The 16,769-nt window shown below is 61.7% G+C and carries 12 protein-coding genes; 6 read left to right on the top strand and 6 right to left on the bottom strand.

Annotation, left to right across the window (positions count from 1 at the left end; all coding sequences use genetic code 11):
- Positions 1-7 precede the first annotated feature (7 nt).
- The 4 genes from IB213_RS13810 (at position 8) to pyk (ending at position 4,722) form a co-directional block, all read left to right on the top strand.
- Positions 8-760, top strand: coding sequence for a nucleotidyltransferase family protein (locus IB213_RS13810; protein ID WP_192407618.1), 753 nt, complete (start codon positions 8-10; stop codon positions 758-760).
- A gap of 141 nt (positions 761-901) precedes the next feature.
- Positions 902-1,648, top strand: a complete 747-nt coding sequence (locus tag IB213_RS13805; protein WP_191721833.1) for a sulfite exporter TauE/SafE family protein — start codon at positions 902-904, stop codon at positions 1,646-1,648.
- A gap of 217 nt (positions 1,649-1,865) precedes the next feature.
- The gene (locus tag IB213_RS13800) at positions 1,866-3,248 is read left to right on the top strand and encodes an aminopeptidase P N-terminal domain-containing protein (protein ID WP_192407249.1); all 1,383 of its coding nucleotides are present in this window, start codon (positions 1,866-1,868) and stop codon (positions 3,246-3,248) included.
- Positions 3,249-3,285: 37 nt separating this feature from the next.
- Positions 3,286-4,722 carry a pyruvate kinase gene (gene pyk, locus IB213_RS13795; protein ID WP_192407617.1) on the top strand — a complete coding sequence of 479 codons (1,437 nt, stop codon included), beginning with the start codon at positions 3,286-3,288 and terminating at the stop codon, positions 4,720-4,722.
- A 77-nt stretch (positions 4,723-4,799) separates the two neighbouring features.
- On the opposite strand, the gene IB213_RS13790 is transcribed toward pyk, so the two are convergent.
- The 4 genes from IB213_RS13790 to IB213_RS13775 form a co-directional block, all read right to left on the bottom strand.
- The gene (locus IB213_RS13790; protein WP_192407247.1) at positions 4,800-6,422 is read right to left on the bottom strand and encodes a rhodanese-like domain-containing protein; all 1,623 of its coding nucleotides are present in this window, start codon (positions 6,420-6,422) and stop codon (positions 4,800-4,802) included.
- Between the two features lie 76 nt (positions 6,423-6,498).
- Complete coding sequence (locus tag IB213_RS13785) at positions 6,499-8,007, bottom strand: tripartite tricarboxylate transporter permease (RefSeq protein ID WP_192407244.1); 1,509 nt, start codon at positions 8,005-8,007, stop codon at positions 6,499-6,501.
- A 48-nt stretch (positions 8,008-8,055) separates the two neighbouring features.
- Positions 8,056-8,505, bottom strand: coding sequence for a tripartite tricarboxylate transporter TctB family protein (locus tag IB213_RS13780; protein WP_191722275.1), 450 nt, complete (start codon positions 8,503-8,505; stop codon positions 8,056-8,058).
- A gap of 11 nt (positions 8,506-8,516) precedes the next feature.
- On the bottom strand, positions 8,517-9,494 hold the full coding sequence (locus tag IB213_RS13775; RefSeq protein WP_192407242.1) for a tripartite tricarboxylate transporter substrate binding protein: 978 nt from the start codon (positions 9,492-9,494) through the stop codon (positions 8,517-8,519).
- Positions 9,495-9,751: 257 nt separating this feature from the next.
- Here IB213_RS13775 and fba point away from each other — a divergent pair, with 257 nt between their 5' ends.
- Positions 9,752-10,816, top strand: coding sequence for a class II fructose-bisphosphate aldolase (gene fba, locus IB213_RS13770; protein ID WP_191721829.1), 1,065 nt, complete (start codon positions 9,752-9,754; stop codon positions 10,814-10,816).
- A gap of 226 nt (positions 10,817-11,042) precedes the next feature.
- Positions 11,043-12,023 (top strand): tripartite tricarboxylate transporter substrate binding protein, encoded by a 981-nt coding sequence (locus tag IB213_RS13765; RefSeq protein WP_191721828.1) that lies wholly within the window; start codon positions 11,043-11,045, stop codon positions 12,021-12,023.
- A gap of 154 nt (positions 12,024-12,177) precedes the next feature.
- Here the strand turns inward: IB213_RS13765 and IB213_RS13760 are convergent, their stop codons facing one another.
- Both IB213_RS13760 and uvrA read right to left on the bottom strand, forming a co-directional pair.
- The gene (locus tag IB213_RS13760; protein ID WP_318244900.1) at positions 12,178-13,320 is read right to left on the bottom strand and encodes an FAD-dependent oxidoreductase; all 1,143 of its coding nucleotides are present in this window, start codon (positions 13,318-13,320) and stop codon (positions 12,178-12,180) included.
- 235 nt (positions 13,321-13,555) lie between these two features.
- The gene (uvrA, locus tag IB213_RS13755; RefSeq protein ID WP_192407239.1) at positions 13,556-16,555 is read right to left on the bottom strand and encodes an excinuclease ABC subunit UvrA; all 3,000 of its coding nucleotides are present in this window, start codon (positions 16,553-16,555) and stop codon (positions 13,556-13,558) included.
- Between the last annotated feature and the right edge of the window lie 214 nt (positions 16,556-16,769).

The raw sequence follows: 16,769 nt of genomic DNA, 5'->3' as shown, positions 1-16,769 counted from the left end.
CCCCGCCATGTTGCTGGCCGCAGGCCGCGGCGAACGCATGCGCCCTCTGACGGATGCCACCCCGAAACCCTTGCTGCCCGTGCAGGGCCGTGCCTTGCTGGACTGGCACATGGCCGCTTTGCAGCGCGACGGGGTGCGCCATGTGGTGGTCAACACCGCCTGGCTGGGCGCGCAAATACCGGCGCACCTGAACGCCACATGGACGCAGCACGGCATGCAGCTGCAGTACTCGCACGAGCAGGACGATTTTGGTCACGCACTGGAAACGGCGGGCGGTATTGCGCGTGCACTGCCTTTGCTGGGCGATGCCTTTTGGCTGGCTGCAGGCGATGTGTTTGTGCCTGACTTCGTGTTTGACAGCGCTGCTGCACAAGCCTTTGCTGCTTGCGATGACCTGGCACATGTGTGGCTGGTGCCCAACCCGGCGCACAACCCCGGGGGCGACTTTGGGCTGGCCGAAAGCGCACCGGGCAGCGGCACGGGCCGGGCCGTGAACCTGCCGCCTGCCGATATGGCGCGCGATCTGCGACCGCGTTTCACGTACAGCACCATTGCGCTGCTCAAGGCCGAACTGTTTGCTGCGCCGTGGTGCGACATTGCGTCAGGCAATCCGCACGGACAAGCCGTACCACTGGCCCCGCTGCTGCGCCAGGCCATGGATGCGGGGCGCTGTGGCGCCACGCTCTACACCGGGCGCTGGACCGATGTAGGTACGCCGCAGCGGCTGGCGCAGCTGAACGCCGAGCCTTCTTCTGTATAAAAGTGAGCGCCTGTCGCTGGTTTGATGTGTATTTCAAGTGGAAAGATGTTGCAATAGCCCGCAGGTGTAGCGCGTGCCGCTCTTTTTTATGAATCGCCCGGTAACGGGCAGCGGGAGGCGCGCACCTCCCATGGAATGCACATGCAAGTGGACTGGGGCACCTACGGGTGGTTGATAGGCGTGGTGGTGCTGGCATCGGCCTGCCAGAATTTGACGGGTTTTGCCTTTGGACTGATCTTTGTCGGCATGGCCGGCGCCTTGCATCTGATGCCGATTGCCGATGCGGCCAACGTGGCCGGTCTGCTGTCGCTGGTCAATGGCGTGGTCTACCTGCGCAGCCACCCTTTTCAGCCGCGCTGGGACATGCTCAAGCCCATCTTGGTCAGCAGCCTGATCGGGGTGCTGGGCGGGCTGGCGCTGCTGCACTGGCTCAGCGGTGATCTGGTGAACGTGCTGCGCATGCTGCTGGGGGTCACCATCATTGCCTGCGCCATTGTGTTGTTGCTGCAAAAGCAGCAGCGCACAACGCTCTCGGGGCCGGGGGCGATGTGGGTGGCCGGCGGGCTTTCGGGGGTGCTGGGCGGCTTGTTTTCCACGTCCGGGCCGCCCATGGTCTATCACCTGTACCGCCAGCCACTGTCGCCGCAGCTGGTGCGCCAGTGTCTGCTGATCATGTTTCTGGCCAACACTGTGCTGCGGCTGGGCATTGTGATTCCCACGGGCGGGCTGAGCCTTGCGTCGCTGATGACCGCCGCTGTGGCCGTGCCGGTGGTGGCAGGCGTGACCTGGCTGCTGGCCAAATACCCGCCGCCACTGTCTACGCGCGTGCTGCAGTGGATGGTTTGCAGCCTGCTGCTGGCTGCAGGCGTCAGCATGCTGCTGGCATAGCCCTTGGAGCATTACCCTGGGGGCGTCATGGCTGCGCTTGGTCGTTCCTGGGTATTTGGTGCTTTCTCTGAGTCACCAGTTTTCGATGCGCTGGGGTGCCTGAATGGCGTGTGACCGGCGCTTGAAACGCGTGCGTTCAGCGCCGCCCAGCGCCAACAGGTGCTGCCAAGAGGGCCATCTGGCGCGCAGCAGGCGGCAGCGGCAGTACGATATGCCGATGACCTCTGTTTACGCACAACGCCGCGCTCGTCTGGCTGCCCAATTGGGCGATGGCGGGATTGCCATCATTCCCACGGCACCCGAGCGGGGCCGTAACCGCGACAACAGCTACCTGTACCGGCACGACAGCTACTTTTATTACCTCACCGGTTTCACCGAGCCCAACGCCTGTCTGGTTCTGAAAGCGGACGGCAGCAGCACCTTGTTTTGCCAGCCTAAGGATCTGGAGCGCGAAATCTGGGATGGCTACCGTCTGGGCCCAGAGGCGGCGGTCACCACACTGGGTGTCAGTGATGCCGCCTCCATTGAAGACATGGACACGCGCCTGCCCCGTTTGCTGGAAAACCAGACAACAGTCTGGTGGCCATTCGCCACACACGAAGGGCTGGCGGCCCGCGTAGAGGCCTGGCTCAATCAGGTGCGAGCCCGCACACGCGCGGGCGCACTGTGCCCGGCTGCACAAGGCGATGTGTGCACACTGATCGATGAGATGCGGCTGATTAAAGATGCGCACGAGCTGGACATCATGCGCCGCGCAAGCCAGATCAGCGCCCGGGCCCACATTCGCGCCATGCAGCGCTCAGCGCGCATGTTGCGCGCTGGACAAGATTGCCGCGAATACCATCTGGATGCTGAGCTGCTGCACGAATTCCGCCAGGGCGGGGCCAATGGCGTGGCCTATGACTCCATCGTGGCCGCTGGTCCCAATGCCTGTGTGCTGCACTACCGCGCTGACAAAGCACCCGTGCGCCAGGGCGATCTGGTGCTCATTGATGCAGGTTGTGAGCTGGATGGCTACGCCAGCGACATCACCCGCACTTTCCCTGCCAATGGCCGTTTTACCGGCCCGCAACGTGCGTTGTACGAGCTGGTGCTGGAAAGCCAGAAAGCCGCCATTGCGGTGACCAAGCCCGGCCAGCGTTTCATGGACCCGCACGATGCCACCGTGGCCGTGCTGGCACAGGGCATGCTGGATGTGGGCCTGCTGGACAAAAACGTCTATGGCAACGCGCAGGATGTGATCGCCCAGCGTGCCTACTTTCAGTTTTACATGCACCGTACTGGCCACTGGCTGGGCATGGATGTGCACGACTGTGGCAGCTATGTGGAACCCACCGAGATTGCGCAAAGCCAGCAACAGATAGACGCCCTGAGTGGCCAGGTCACCACCACCCGCCCAAGCCGCATCTTGCGCCCGGGCATGGTGACCACGATTGAACCCGGTATCTACGTGCGCCCAGCGCCCGGGGTGCCCGAGCAGTTTCACCATATTGGCATTCGCATCGAAGATGATGCCGTGGTGACGGACAACGGTTGCGAGCTGATCACCCGTGGCGTACCCGTTGAGGCCGATGAAATTGAAGCGCTGATGCGCGACTAAAAAAACGAATGGAGACCTTTTGATGCGTTTGCAAGACCTGTATATCCGCCGTGCCACCAAAATTGTGGCAACCCTGGGCCCTGCATCGAGTGATATCGAGCTGCTCACGAAAATGATTGCCACGGGCGTCAACGTCGTGCGCCTGAACTTCAGCCATGGCACCGCACAAGACCATATTGACCGCGCCAAGACCGTGCGCGAAGCCGCAGTGCTGGCGGGCCGCGAAGTGGCCATCATGGCCGACCTGCAAGGCCCCAAGATTCGCGTTGGCAAGTTTGCCCAGGGCAAGGTCATGCTGCAGGAGGGCGCCAGCTTCGTGCTGGACGCCAGCCGCAGTGAGCCCGGTGACATCAATGGCGTCGGTCTGGACTACAAGGAGCTGCCACGCGATGTGAAAGCCGGTGATGTGCTGCTGCTCAATGATGGCCTGATCGTACTCACGATCGATCGCGTGCTGGGGCAGGCCGTACACACCACGGTGACCATTGGCGGCGAGCTGTCCAACAACAAGGGCATTAACAAGCAAGGCGGCGGACTGACCGCCCCGGCCCTGACGGCCAAGGACATGGAAGACATCAAGACGGCCATTGCTCTGGGGGCCGACTATGTGGCGGTGAGCTTTCCCAAAAACGCCACCGACATGGAAATGGCGCGTCAGCTGTGCACGGTAGCCTGTGCGGGCACCAGCCACCGCCCGGGTCTGATTGCCAAGATTGAGCGTGCTGAAGCCATTCCGCTGCTGGAAGAAATTTTGCGCGTCTCTGACGGCATCATGGTGGCGCGTGGCGATCTGGCGGTGGAGGTGGGCAACGCTGCCGTGCCTGCGCTGCAAAAGAAAATGATCCGCATGGCGCGCGAGATGGACAAGGTGGTCATCACCGCCACGCAAATGATGGAGAGCATGATCACCAACCCCGTGCCCACGCGCGCCGAGGTGAGTGACGTGGCCAACGCTGTGCTGGATGGCACCGACGCGGTGATGCTGAGCGCAGAAACTGCAGCGGGCAAATACCCGCTGGAGACCGTACGCGAAATGGCCAAAATTTGCGCTGCCGCCGAGGCCGCGGAAGACCGCCGCCAGGACGCTCAGTTTGGTGAACGTGAATTCACACGCATCGATCAGGCCATTGCGCTGGGCGCGCTGTTTACCGCCAACAAGCTGGGTGCCAAAGCCATTGTGGCAATGACGGACAGCGGCTCCACCGCATTGTGGATGAGCCGCCACCGGATTCATACGCCCATTTATGCGCTGACCCCCAAGGTCAGCACCCAGCGCAAGATGGCCCTGTACCGCAATGTGCGCCCTCTGCTCATGGACACCAGTGCGGAGCGTGACACCGCCTTGCAGCAGGCAGAAAGCCACTTGCGCATGCGCGGCATTGTGCAGCCGGGTGACGTGTATGCCATTACCTGCGGCGAGCCCATGGGCCAGCCCGGTGGCTCCAACATGCTGAAAATCTGCCGCGTCGACTGACCGCATCGCCGCGGTTGAGGACAATAAAAAGGCAGCCCTTGGGCTGCCTTTTTACGTGCACGGTGACACGGCGCGGGCTATGCAACTGCCTGCAACTGGATGGGCAAATCACCGTCGAGGTGAATGCGCTCTGCCAGATCCACTTCCCAGGACAGATAGTCGCGAAAGGCCTGCAGCTGGGCTTCGCCTTCGTAAGCCCATGGGCCATACCAGCGGTCGAACTGCTGCGGTGCGGCACGTGCCAGACCGGCCTCGGTAGGCAGGCCCTGCTGCTGCCAGGCCTGCGTGCCACCCAGCAGGGCGCGCACATCACGGCCTGTTGCACGGCGCCATTCAGCGGCTGCCAAGCCCGCCAAAGTGCCATCGGCAGAGGTGATCACCAGAGTGGTGTGCTTGAAGCGATCCGGCTCTGTTGCCCACAAAGCACCCAAGGCGGGGCGCCCTGCATGCCAGCTGCCGGGAATGTGGGCATGGCGATAGTCCAGACTGCTGTCGATATCGAACACCGCCACGGCATCGCTCTGGGCGCTGGCCTGCAAAGCGGCCAGATCGCTGGGCTGGATCCAGACGGCATCGCCAAAGGCCACTGGCAGCACAGGCTGAATCTCGGGGCCAGCCTGCAAGGCTGCCGTTGCGGGTGCCTGCTCCAGCACAAACACTTCGTGCAGGCCCAGCTGCTGCACCCACGCGGCGGTGGTGAGCGCGCGCAGCAGTTGTGGGTCGTGCAGCACCACGCGGGCGCGCAGCGTACCGACGTAATGGTCGGTGGATTGCACCAGTTGCCCGCCGGGTGCATGGCGCCAGCCCGCTAAATGGCTGGCCTGGTATTCCTGCGGGCCACGCACGTCGAACAGAAAAACCGAGCGAGCGCTGTCTTGCTGCACAAAGCCTTGCACCGTCTGCCAATCCACAATCTGCACGCCTGCCTGCTGAGCCACTTTGCGCGCTTGCGCCAGTGCCGGTGCTTGCGCTGGCAGGTAGGGTGCAACGCGGTCTGCGCCCACCTCCAGCTTGCGCCCGGACAGCACCCAGCCTTGCGCCCCATCCTTGAGCGACAGCACAGGGTTGGGAATGGCTGCATGGATCAGTGTTTGCGCGCCCAAGATGCTGCGTGTACGTCCGCCGCAGTTGACCACCACCAGTGTTTCGGGATCGGGTGCAATCGCCTGAATGCGCTGCGCCAGCTCGGCGCCCGGGCAGTTGATGGCGCCGGGAATGGTGCGCAGCCGGTATTCCTCCCAGGGGCGGCTGTCCACCACCACATGGTCCACACCATCGCGGCGCAATTGCTCCAGCGCATCGACATCAATCACGGGCGTTTTCAAGGTGTGTTCAATCACCTCGCCAAAGGCCTTGCTGGGAACGTAGACACCATCAAACAGCGGGTAACCCGCGGCCACCCACGCGGTGGTGCCGCCAGCCAGCACGTGCAGGTTGTGGTAGCCCGCATGCTGCAGGCGCTGGGCCGCAATGGGGGCGGTTTCTCCCTGTGCGTCGATCAGCACCAGACGTGCTCCACGGCGTGGCACCAGGCGCTCTATCAGCAGCTCCAGGCGGCTCAAGGGCGCAGAGCTGGACAGCAGCAAATGGCCAAGGCCGAACAGGCCTTCTTCGCGCACGTCGATCAGTGCAATTTCGTGCCCATCAGCAATCGCCGTTTTGAGCTGTGCAGGGGTCAGGGAAGTCAGGGGTTGGGTCATGTCAATGCACTCCGGTGGTGCCAGACCATGGTCTGGCGACAAGAAATGGGGGGTTGCGGTGTGAAAGAAAGTGGCTTCAGGCGCTGGTTGCCAGGGCTGCATGGCGGCGGCGGATGGCTGGAATCAATGCCGAGATCACCAGTGCAGTGGCGGCCAGCAGCAGGGCCAGCGACAGCGACCGCGTGAAGAACACGCTGTAGTCCCCGCGCGAGACGGCCAAGGTGCGGCGAAAGCTGGCTTCCAGCATCGGGCCCAGCACAAAGCCCAGCAGCAGGGGCACAGGGGACACCGCCAGCTTGGCCAATGCATAGCCCAGGACACCAAAGGCAGCCAGAATCAGTACATCAAAGGTTGAACCACGCACCGAGTACGCCCCCACGGCACAGAACACCAAAATGGCGGGGTACAGAAAGCGGTAGGGAATGCTCAGCAGCTTGATCCACAGGCCGATCAAGGGCAGGTTCAGCACCACCAGCATCAGGTTGCCAATCCACATGGAGGCAATCAGGCCCCAGAACACATCGGGATGGCGCGTGGCCACTTCAGGGCCGGGCTGGATGTTGTGGATCATCATGGCGCCCACCATCAGCGCCATGACGGCGCTGCCCGGCACACCCAGCGTCAGCAGCGGAATGAAATTGGTCTGCGCCGCAGCGTTGTTGGCAGACTCTGGCGCGGCGACCCCTTCAATGGCACCGTGGCCCATTTCATGGGCGTTGCGTGACAGTTTCTTTTCAATGGTGTAGCCCGCAAACGCTGCAATGGTGACGCCTGCACCCGGCAAAATGCCAAGCACCGACCCAATGGCTGTGCCTCGCAAAATGGAGGGCACCATGCGGCGCACATCCTGTGCCGTCGGTCGCAGGCCCGAGACTGGGGCCACGGTGCCAGCGGTGCGGTCGGTGGCCTGCTGCTCCAGGTTGTAGGCAATCTCGGCAACCCCGAACACGCCCATGGCCAGCGCGGTGAACTCAATGCCATCCATCATCTCGGGAATGTCGCCTGTGAAACGCAGGGCCCCGGAGTTGACATCCACGCCCGCCAGGCTGAGCAGCAAACCCAGAATCATCAGCCCCAGTGACTTGTCGATGGAGTCAGGCGAGAGTGCAACCGAGCCCACCAGGCCCAGCAGCATCAAAGAAAAATACTCAGCAGGCCCAAAACGGAAAGCAATTTCAGACAGGGGCGCGGCCAGCGCGGCAGTCAGCAGCACGCCAAAAGAGCCGGCGATGAACGAACCAATGGCGGCTGCCGTGAGCGCCGGCCCTGCACGCCCCTGTCGAGCCATGGCGTGTCCATCGATCACTGTCACCGCCGACGATGACTCGCCGGGCAGCTTGAGCAAAATGGCCGTGGTCGAGCCGCCGTACTGTGCACCGTAATAAATGCCGGCCAGCATGATCAAGGCCGACACAGGGGGCAGGTTGTACGTGACCGGCAGCAGCATGGCGATGGTGGCCACAGGCCCAAGCCCGGGCAGGATGCCGATCAGCGTGCCGACCAAGCAGCCACCGAATGCGTACAGCAGGTTGTGCCACGACAAGGCGGTGGAAAATCCAAGTTGGAGGTTGTTCAGCAATTCCATGGCAAGGCAGACGCAGAGGCAAAAAAACAGGGGAAAAACGAAGAAGACTTAGGCGGGCCACAGCGGCAGTGGCAGATCCAGCAGCAGCACAAAGAGCACGGTGTTGAGCAGCACCAGCACGGCTGCGTTGAGCAGCGTGCCGCGCCAGGTGAATTCACGGCTGGCCAGGCTGGATGCAACCACCAGTCCAAAAACCGACAGCACCAGGCCCAGGGGTTTGAGCGCCAGGCCAAAAGCGGCGACCGATCCGGTCATCCAGGCCAGCGTGCGCCAGTCCCAGCGCTGCAGCGGCAAACGCGGGGTCTTGGCCGATGTGGCCCCTGCACAGAGCACCAGGCCGAGCAGCGCCAGCACGATGCCCAGCCAGAATGGAAAGTAGCCCGGCCCCATGGCCGAGGCGCTGCCCAGCTCGTAGCCCCAGGAGACCACGGCGAACGCGGCGCCCGTGGCGATGTAGGCTGCGCCAACGGCGAAGTCACGCTGATTGCGAATCGTCACAGCCATGGTGATCAACGCAGTTGAATGCCGGTTTCTGCGATCACCTTGGCGTAACCCGTCAGGTTCTCGCGCAGGGTGTCATCCAGTTGCTGGGCAGAGCCACCGGCCAGCGTGAAACCCAGCGCTTCGAGCTGTGAAGAAATCTCTGGCTGCTGCAGCACGGCCACGATGTCGCGGTTGAGTTGCTCCACCACGGCCTTGGGGGTGGCAGAAGGTGCCACGATGCCTTGCCAGCTCTCTACCGCGTAACCGGGAAAGCCGGATTCGGCCACCGTGGGTACGTTGGGCAGTGCTTTGGAGCGCTGGGCGGTGGTGACAGCAATTGGCACCAGCTTGCCAGCGCGCACATATTCGGTCACGGCGGCCAGTGTGATGAGCGTGCCGTCAATGTGACCGCCCAGCACGTCCAGCGCAGCGGGGCCACCACCGGGGTAGGCAATGTAGTTGGGGCTGGCGCCAATGCGCTGGCTCAGCATTTCGTGCGCCAGGTGCTGCAAGCTGCCCTTGCTGCCGGGCAGGCCCAGGGTGATCTGGCCGGGCTTGCTTTTGAGCAAGGCGGCATATTGCTGCAGGTTGCTGACCCCCAGGTCCGGGCGCACCACCAAAATTTGCGGATTGACCACGGCTTTGACGACGCCCGAAAAATCTTTTTCCACGTCATACGGCACGCGCCGGCCTTGCAGGGCATTGAGTGCCAGACCGTCACCCGCCAGCAGCAGGGTGTACCCATCGGGGCGTGATTTGGTGACTTGCGCTGCGCCAATGCTGCCGCCTGCGCCGGGCACGTTCTCCACCACCACCGACTGCCCCCAGCGCTCGGTCAGTTTTTGCGAAAGCGTGCGGCCCAGCTTGTCGGCGCTGCCGCCGGCCGCCACCGGTACCACGATGCGCACGGTTTTGTTAGGAAACACGGATGCCTGCACAGCACCACCCCAAAGACCACCCACTGCTGTGAGTGCTGCACCTGCCAACCATTGCCGTCGTTTCATACCAACCCCTGCGTAAAAGAAAGGGCAGTCTAAAAATGCGGGCGGCGTGTGGCTACGAATCAAAACGCGCATGCAAATGCGGTTTGCGCATATGCATGCTGTGTTTCATATGGATTGGATGGGTGGCGCAAGGCTGGGCTGGCAAGCGCAGTGTGCGGGCTTGCTTTAGGCGGGTAAAATCGAAGGTTACCAATCGGTTACAGCAGCAGCACCAGCCTGACTGTCACCCCCAGACCAACTTTTACCGGAACACGATCATGCCTCTCATCTCGATGCGCGAAATGCTCGACCATGCCGCCGAAAACGGCTATGGCATCCCCGCCTTTAACGTCAACAACCTGGAACAAGTTCAGGCCGTGATGACGGCGGCTGACGAAGTGGGCGCGCCCGTGATCCTGCAGGCCAGCGCTGGCGCCCGCAAATACGCTGGTGAGCCCTTCATCAAGCACCTGATTCAGGCTGCTGCAGAGATGTTCCCCCACATTCCGCTGGTCATGCACCAGGACCACGGCACCACCCCCGATATTTGCCAGGGCGCGCTGAACCTGGGCTTTGGCTCGGTGATGATGGACGGCTCTTTGCTGGGCGACGGCAAGACCCCCTCATCCTTTGAATACAACGTGGACGTGACCCAGCAGGTGGTGGCCATGGCCCACCGCATTGGCGCGACCGTTGAAGGCGAGCTGGGCTGCCTGGGCAACCTGGAAACCGGCGAAGCCGGTGAAGAAGACGGCATTGGTGCAGAAGGCAAGCTGGACCACAGCCAGATGCTGACTGACCCCGAAGAAGCTGCTGTGTTCGTGAAAGCCACGCAACTGGACGCTTTGGCCATTGCCATTGGTACCAGCCACGGTGCGTACAAGTTCAGCCGCCCCCCTACGGGCGACATTCTGTCGATCCAGCGCGTCAAGGAAATTCACGCCCGCATCCCCAACACCCACCTGGTGATGCACGGTTCCTCATCGGTGCCCCAAGAACTGCTGGCCATGATCAACCAGTACGGCGGCAAGATGAAGGAGACCTACGGCGTACCCGTCGAGGAAATCCAGGAAGCCATCAAGTACGGCGTGCGCAAGGTGAACATTGATACCGACATCCGCCTGGCCATGACCGGCGCGGTGCGCAAGTTCCTGGCTGAGAACCCCGACAAGTTTGACGCCCGCGAGTGGCTCAAGCCCGCCCGTGAAGCTGCCAAGCAAGTGTGCAAGGCGCGTTACCTGCAATTTGGCTGCGAAGGCCAGGGCAGCAAGATCAAGGGCTACACCCTGGAGCAGATGGCCAAGAAGTATGCAGCCGGTGAACTGGCGCAATTGGTGAAGTAATCACCGCAGCAAGGCAAACTGGCCTTGTTCTTGCGTGAAAGCCCGCATGGTTTTGCCATACGGGCTTTTTTATGCTGCGCAGTTGGTGGTGGCGCTTTACGCGAAATTGTTAACTTTTGCAACAATCAAGGGAAAGCCACTATTGCCGATTAGGCATGTCCGTAACGCATAAATTCATGCAAAATTAGTGAAAAGTTGTTCACAATTCGAGCAACAAGGAATTTTTATGAGCACTCACATTCTTCGCCGCACGCTGATTGCTTGCGGTGCCGCCATGCTGGCGGCCGGTCCTGCCTTTGCAGATGATGCCGCTTCGTACCCCAACAAGCCTGTGACCATTGTTGTCGGCTATCCCGCAGGTGGCTCGACCGATCTGGTGGGCCGTCTGGTGGCCAACGAGATCGAAAAGCACCTGGGCCAATCGGTCGTGGTGGAAAACCTGGGCGGTGCTGGTGGCGCGATTGGTGCGCAAAAGGTGGCAAATGCCAAGCCCGATGGCTATACCTTGCTGGTGGGTGCGAACAATGAAATTGCCATTGCCAACCAGATCAACAAGTCGGTGAAGTACAAGATCACGGACTTCACTCCCATCGGTCTGGTGGCTTCGCAGCCCATGGTGCTGGTCGCTTCCGCCAAGGCTGGCGTGAAAAACACCAAGGAATTCGTGGCTGCCGTGAAGGCCAACCCTGCCAAATTCAGCTACGGCTCCTCGGGTGTGGGTACTGCCTTGCACCTGGCCGGCGAAATGATGAAGGACCAGGGCAAGATTGACATGCAGCACGTGCCTTACCGTGGCGTGCCTGCACTGACCAACGATGTGATGGGCAACAACATCGAATACGGCATCTTTGTGCTGTCTTCGGGTCTGCCTTTGATCAAGGCTGGCAAGGTCACTGCCATCGCCACGACTGAAGCCAAGCGCTACGGTGCAACGCCTGAGATTCCAGCGCTGGCTGAGCAGCCTGAGTTCAAGAACGTGGACATCAACTCGTGGTTCGCCATGCTGGCCCCTGCCAACTTGCCCGCGCCTATTGCAGCCAAGCTCAAGACCGCACTGGACAAGACCATGGCTTCGCCTGAGTTCCGCAAGAAAATGGAAGATGCTGGCGCTGCCGTGATGGACAGCAAGATCGATGCTGGCAAGTACATCAACGGTGAAATCGTGAAGTACAAGAAGATCATTGACGTGGCGAAGATCGAGCTGTAATCAGCTCTGACAGCCACTGTCAAAAAGCCCGCATGACCCAGTCATTGCGGGCTTTTTCATGAATTGAATAAAAAAGGAGCTGCCAGCGCTTGCGGGTGCTTGTTTTTGATGCTTTTTATATCTAAGAACAAACACTGATAGGCGTTGACAGCTCTTATTGTTGCAGTCGTACGGGTTTGAGCAGGTCGCTTTCAACGCCCTGGGCCAAGAGCTGCTCATCCACAGGCTCGTTCAGCAGCAGGTTGCGCGCCAGCAGCCCGTAGGCTGCAGCACTCTGGATGCCATAGCCGCCCTGGGCGGCCACCCAGAACAGGCCGCGAATCTGGTCATCCCAGCCAATCACCATTTCGCCGTCAGCCACAAACGAGCGCAGGCCTGCCCAGGTGTGGGTGGGGCGGCGAATCTGCAGCGTGGTGGCCTGTTCGATGCTCCAGATGCCGGTGGCGATGTCTTCTTCTTCGGGTTGCACATCATGGGGGTAGGTGGCATCGGCGTTGGCGGGAGAGCCCAGCAGCTGGCCCGCATCGGGCTTGAAGTAAAAACTTTCATCGGCGCTGATGACCGCGGGCCAGTGAGAGGCGTCCATGCCTTCGGGCGCGGGGAAGGTGAACGCGCTGCGCCGTGCAGGCACCAGGCCAATGGCGCGGGCTCTTGCCAGCTCGCCAATGTCGTCGGCCCAGGCACCCGCAGCGTTGACCAGGGTGTGGCCCTGCAGGCTGCGGCCATCGGCCAGCGTGATGGTCCAGGTGTGCGTGGCGCTGTCGTGCGCCAGAGCCTGCACCTCGGCGTTGCACCACAACTGCCCGCCTTGCTGGCGCATGCCGCGCAAAAAAGCCTGGTGCAGGGCGTGCACATCAATATCACGTGCACCATCGTCTACAAATCCGTCCACGATGCTGGCGTTGAGCACCGGCACCAGCGCACGCAGCGCATCCCCGTTAAGCCGCTGTGCGCGGGTGGAGTGTTTGGCAGCCTCGGCATAGGCGGCATCAATGAGTGGTTTTTGAGCGGCGGTGGCCACATACATCACCCCCCGGGGGCGCAGCAGGGCGGTGTCGGCAAAGCCGGTCGGCGGGTGTTCGTAAAACGCACGGCTGGCACGGGTGAGGGCCTGCACCTGCGCAGGGCCGTAATGCTCTTCAAACAGCGCGGCGGAGCGGCCGGTGGTGTGGTAGCCGGGCTGTGCTTCGCGCTCCAGCACCAGTACGCGCTGGCCGGCCTGCGCCAGGTGCCAGCCCGTGGTGGCACCCGCCATGCCTGCACCCACCACAATCACATCCCATGTTTGGTCGTTCACTGCTTTTCCTTCACTTTGATGCATGTTGCCACCTTACACCCGCTGTGCAGGCATGGCTTGGAGGCCTGAAAGAATTCATGCAGGGCCAGCAAGGCCTGCAGGCAGTGAGCGGGCCAAGTTGCACCACGCTCAGGCCAGCGGCATGCATGCGCGAACGCATGGCAGGGCGCGTGCACGTTCAGATGCAGGTGGCTGAAGTTCCGGGCGTTTTGTGCACCAGTGCGCCGTGGAGAACTTAAGTTTTGAGATAGCTCTTGAGGTAGTGCCCGGTATGGCTCTGGGCAGATTTGACAATCTTTTCGGGTGTGCCAACGGCCACCACCTGACCACCGCCAGAGCCGCCTTCGGGGCCCATGTCTATGATCCAGTCTGCGGTTTTGATCACGTCCAGGTTGTGCTCAATCACCACGATGGTGTTGCCCGCATCGCGCAGCTGGTGCAGCACCTTGAGCAGCAGTTGCACATCGGCAAAGTGCAGCCCGGTGGTGGGTTCATCCAGAATGTAGAGCGTGCGGCCGGTATCGCGTTTGGACAGTTCCTGTGCCAGCTTGACGCGCTGGGCTTCACCGCCGGACAGCGTGGTGGCGCTTTGGCCCAGACGGATATACCCCAGTCCCACATCCAGCAGCGTTTGCAGCTTGCGCGCAATGCTGGGCACGTCCTTGAAAAAGGCGTGCGCTTCTTCTACCGTCATGCCCAGCACGTCGGCAATGTTCTTGCCCTTCCACTGCACTTCCAGCGTTTCGCGGTTGTAGCGCTTACCGTGGCAGGTATCGCAGGGCACATACACATCCGGCAAAAAGTGCATTTCTACCTTGATCATGCCGTCGCCCTGACAGGTTTCGCAGCGGCCACCGGCCACGTTGAACGAGAAACGACCGGGGCCGTAGCCGCGCTCTTTGGCGGTATTGGTTTCGGTAAACAGCTCGCGAATCGGTGCAAACAAGCCGGTGTAGGTGGCCGGGTTGCTGCGTGGCGTGCGACCAATGGGGGCCTGGTCGACGTTGATGACCTTGTCAAAATGCTCCAGCCCTTCCAGCGCCTGGTGGGGGGCTGGCTCGGCGCTGGCGCGGTAAAGCTGGCGCGCCACTTCGGCGTACAGCGTGTCGTTGACCAGGGTACTTTTGCCTGAGCCAGACACGCCGGTCACGCAGGTAAACAGCCCGACAGGGAATTCGGCAGTCACCGTTTGCAGGTTGTGGCCGCTGGCACCCACTACGCGCAAAGCTTGCAGCGCGTGGTGGTTGGGTGAGCTGGTGCTGGGCGCTGCAGGAAAGCCGGTGGATGGCTTGCCTTGCACCTCGTCCACCTTCACGGGCTGCCAGGGTGTGCGGCGCTTGGGCACGGCAATGCTTTTGGTGCCGCTGAGGTACTGGCCGGTGGGGGACTGCGGGTTGGCCTTGACTTGCTCGAACGTGCCTTGCGCCATCACGCGCCCGCCGTGTACGCCTGCACCGGGACCCATGTCGATGATGCAGTCGGCTGCACGCATCATGTCTTCATCGTGTTCCACCACGATCACGCTGTTACCAATGTTGCGCAGGTGCTCCAGCGTGGCAATCAGGCGGTCGTTGTCGCGCTGGTGCAGGCCAATGCTGGGCTCGTCGAGCACATACATCACGCCCGTCAGGCCGCTGCCAATCTGGCGTGCCAGCCGAATGCGCTGCGATTCACCGCCCGAGAGCGTGTCGGCGCTGCGGTCCAGACTCAGATAATTGAGGCCTACATCCAGCAAGAAGCGCAGGCGCGAGGCGATCTCGTTGACCACCTTTTCTGCGATGTCGGCCTTGTTGCCTTGCAGCTTGAGCGTGGTGAACCAGTGGTGTGCCTCTGACAGAGTCAGCGCATTGAGTTGATAGATGGCTTGGGCCTGATCGCCATCGCCTACACGCACAAAGCGCGCTTCGCGGCGCAAGCGCGTGCCCTTGCAGTCGGGGCAGGAGCGGATGCTGCGCAGGCGTGCCAGATCATCGCGCACGATTTGTGAATCGGTCTCGCGCAGGCGGCGCGCCATATTGGGGATTACGCCTTCAAACACATGCTCCACCACAGTGGGCTTGCCGTCGCCCTCATAGGTGAAGGCAATTTTCTCGGTACCTGAGCCCCAGAGCACCACTTTTTGCACCTCGGCGGGCCAGCTCTCGAACGAGGCTGCAACGTCTTGCCTGTAGTGCTTTGCAATGCTTTGCAGCAGCGTGAAGTAGGTGCTGTTGCGGCTGTCCCAGCCATGGATGGCGCCGTTGGCCACACTCACGCTAGGAAAGGGGACGACCTTGTCCGGGTCAAAGTCTTCGCTCACGCCCAGGCCATCGCAGGTAGGGCAGGCACCCATGGGCGAGTTGAACGAGAACAGGCGTGGCTCCAGCTCTTCCAGCGAGTAAGTGCACAGCGGGCAGGCAAAGCGGCTGCTGAAAACGTGTTCTTCACCGGAGTCCATGTCCACTGCCAGCACGCGGCCACTGGAGGCTTCGCCGCCAATGCGCAGCGCCGCTTCAATGCTTTCGGCCAGGCGCTGCTGCAAGTCGGCGCGCACCTTGATGCGATCGACCACCACATCAACATCGTGTTTGCTGTTCTTGTCCAGCGCAGGCAGACTGCCCGCATCCACCACGGCACCGTTGATGCGAAAGCGGATGTAGCCCTGGGCCTGCATCTGCGTGAATAAATCGGTGAAGTCTCCCTTGCGGCTGCGCGCTACAGGGGCAATGAGCATGAGCTTGGTGCCTTCGGGCATGGCCAAAATGGCATCCACCATCTGGCTCACGGTTTGTGCCTGCAGGGGCAGCTCGTGCTCGGGGCAATACGGTGTGCCAGCGCGGGCAAATAGCAGGCGCAGGTAGTCGTTGATTTCGGTGATGGTGCCCACGGTCGAGCGTGGGTTGTGGCTGGCTGCCTTTTGCTCGATGGCAATAGCAGGTGACAGGCCCTCAATCAAGTCCACGTCGGGCTTGTCCAGCTGTCCCAGAAACTGCCGCGCATAGGCCGACAGGCTTTCCACGTAGCGGCGCTGGCCTTCGGCATACAAAGTGTCAAACGCGAGGCTGGACTTGCCTGAACCCGACAGCCCGGTGATCACCACCAGCTGGTTGCGCGGAATGTCCAGGTCAATGTTCTTGAGATTGTGCGTACGCGCACCGCGAATGCTGATGCGGGTGTGACCAATGGCATGACCCAGATAGCGCCCTGTGGTGTCTGGCGCATCTGCTGGTAGTGGGGAAGAAGAAGCTGCAGTCACGGGAGGGCGGTGGTATGTGCGAAGGGAAATCGCCCATCATAGAGATTTGGCACGCCCCATGTGTGGCGGCCATGCCCCCAATCGCAGACAATAAGGGTTTGGCGCAGCCAGCGCGTGTCCGGCCTGACGGGTTGCAATGCGCGGTTTTCGCGTCTCCCACTTTAGTTTTACCGCGTGTCCAAGTCCCACAACGACCCCCTCACCATCGCCGCCG

The organism is Comamonas sp. CMM02 (genome assembly GCF_014851485.1).
In the GTDB taxonomy this organism is placed as follows: Bacteria; Pseudomonadota; Gammaproteobacteria; order Burkholderiales; family Burkholderiaceae_C; genus Comamonas; species Comamonas avium.
The sequence above is the reverse complement of the archived record's forward strand: the minus strand, read 5'-3'. Positions and strand labels throughout refer to the sequence as shown.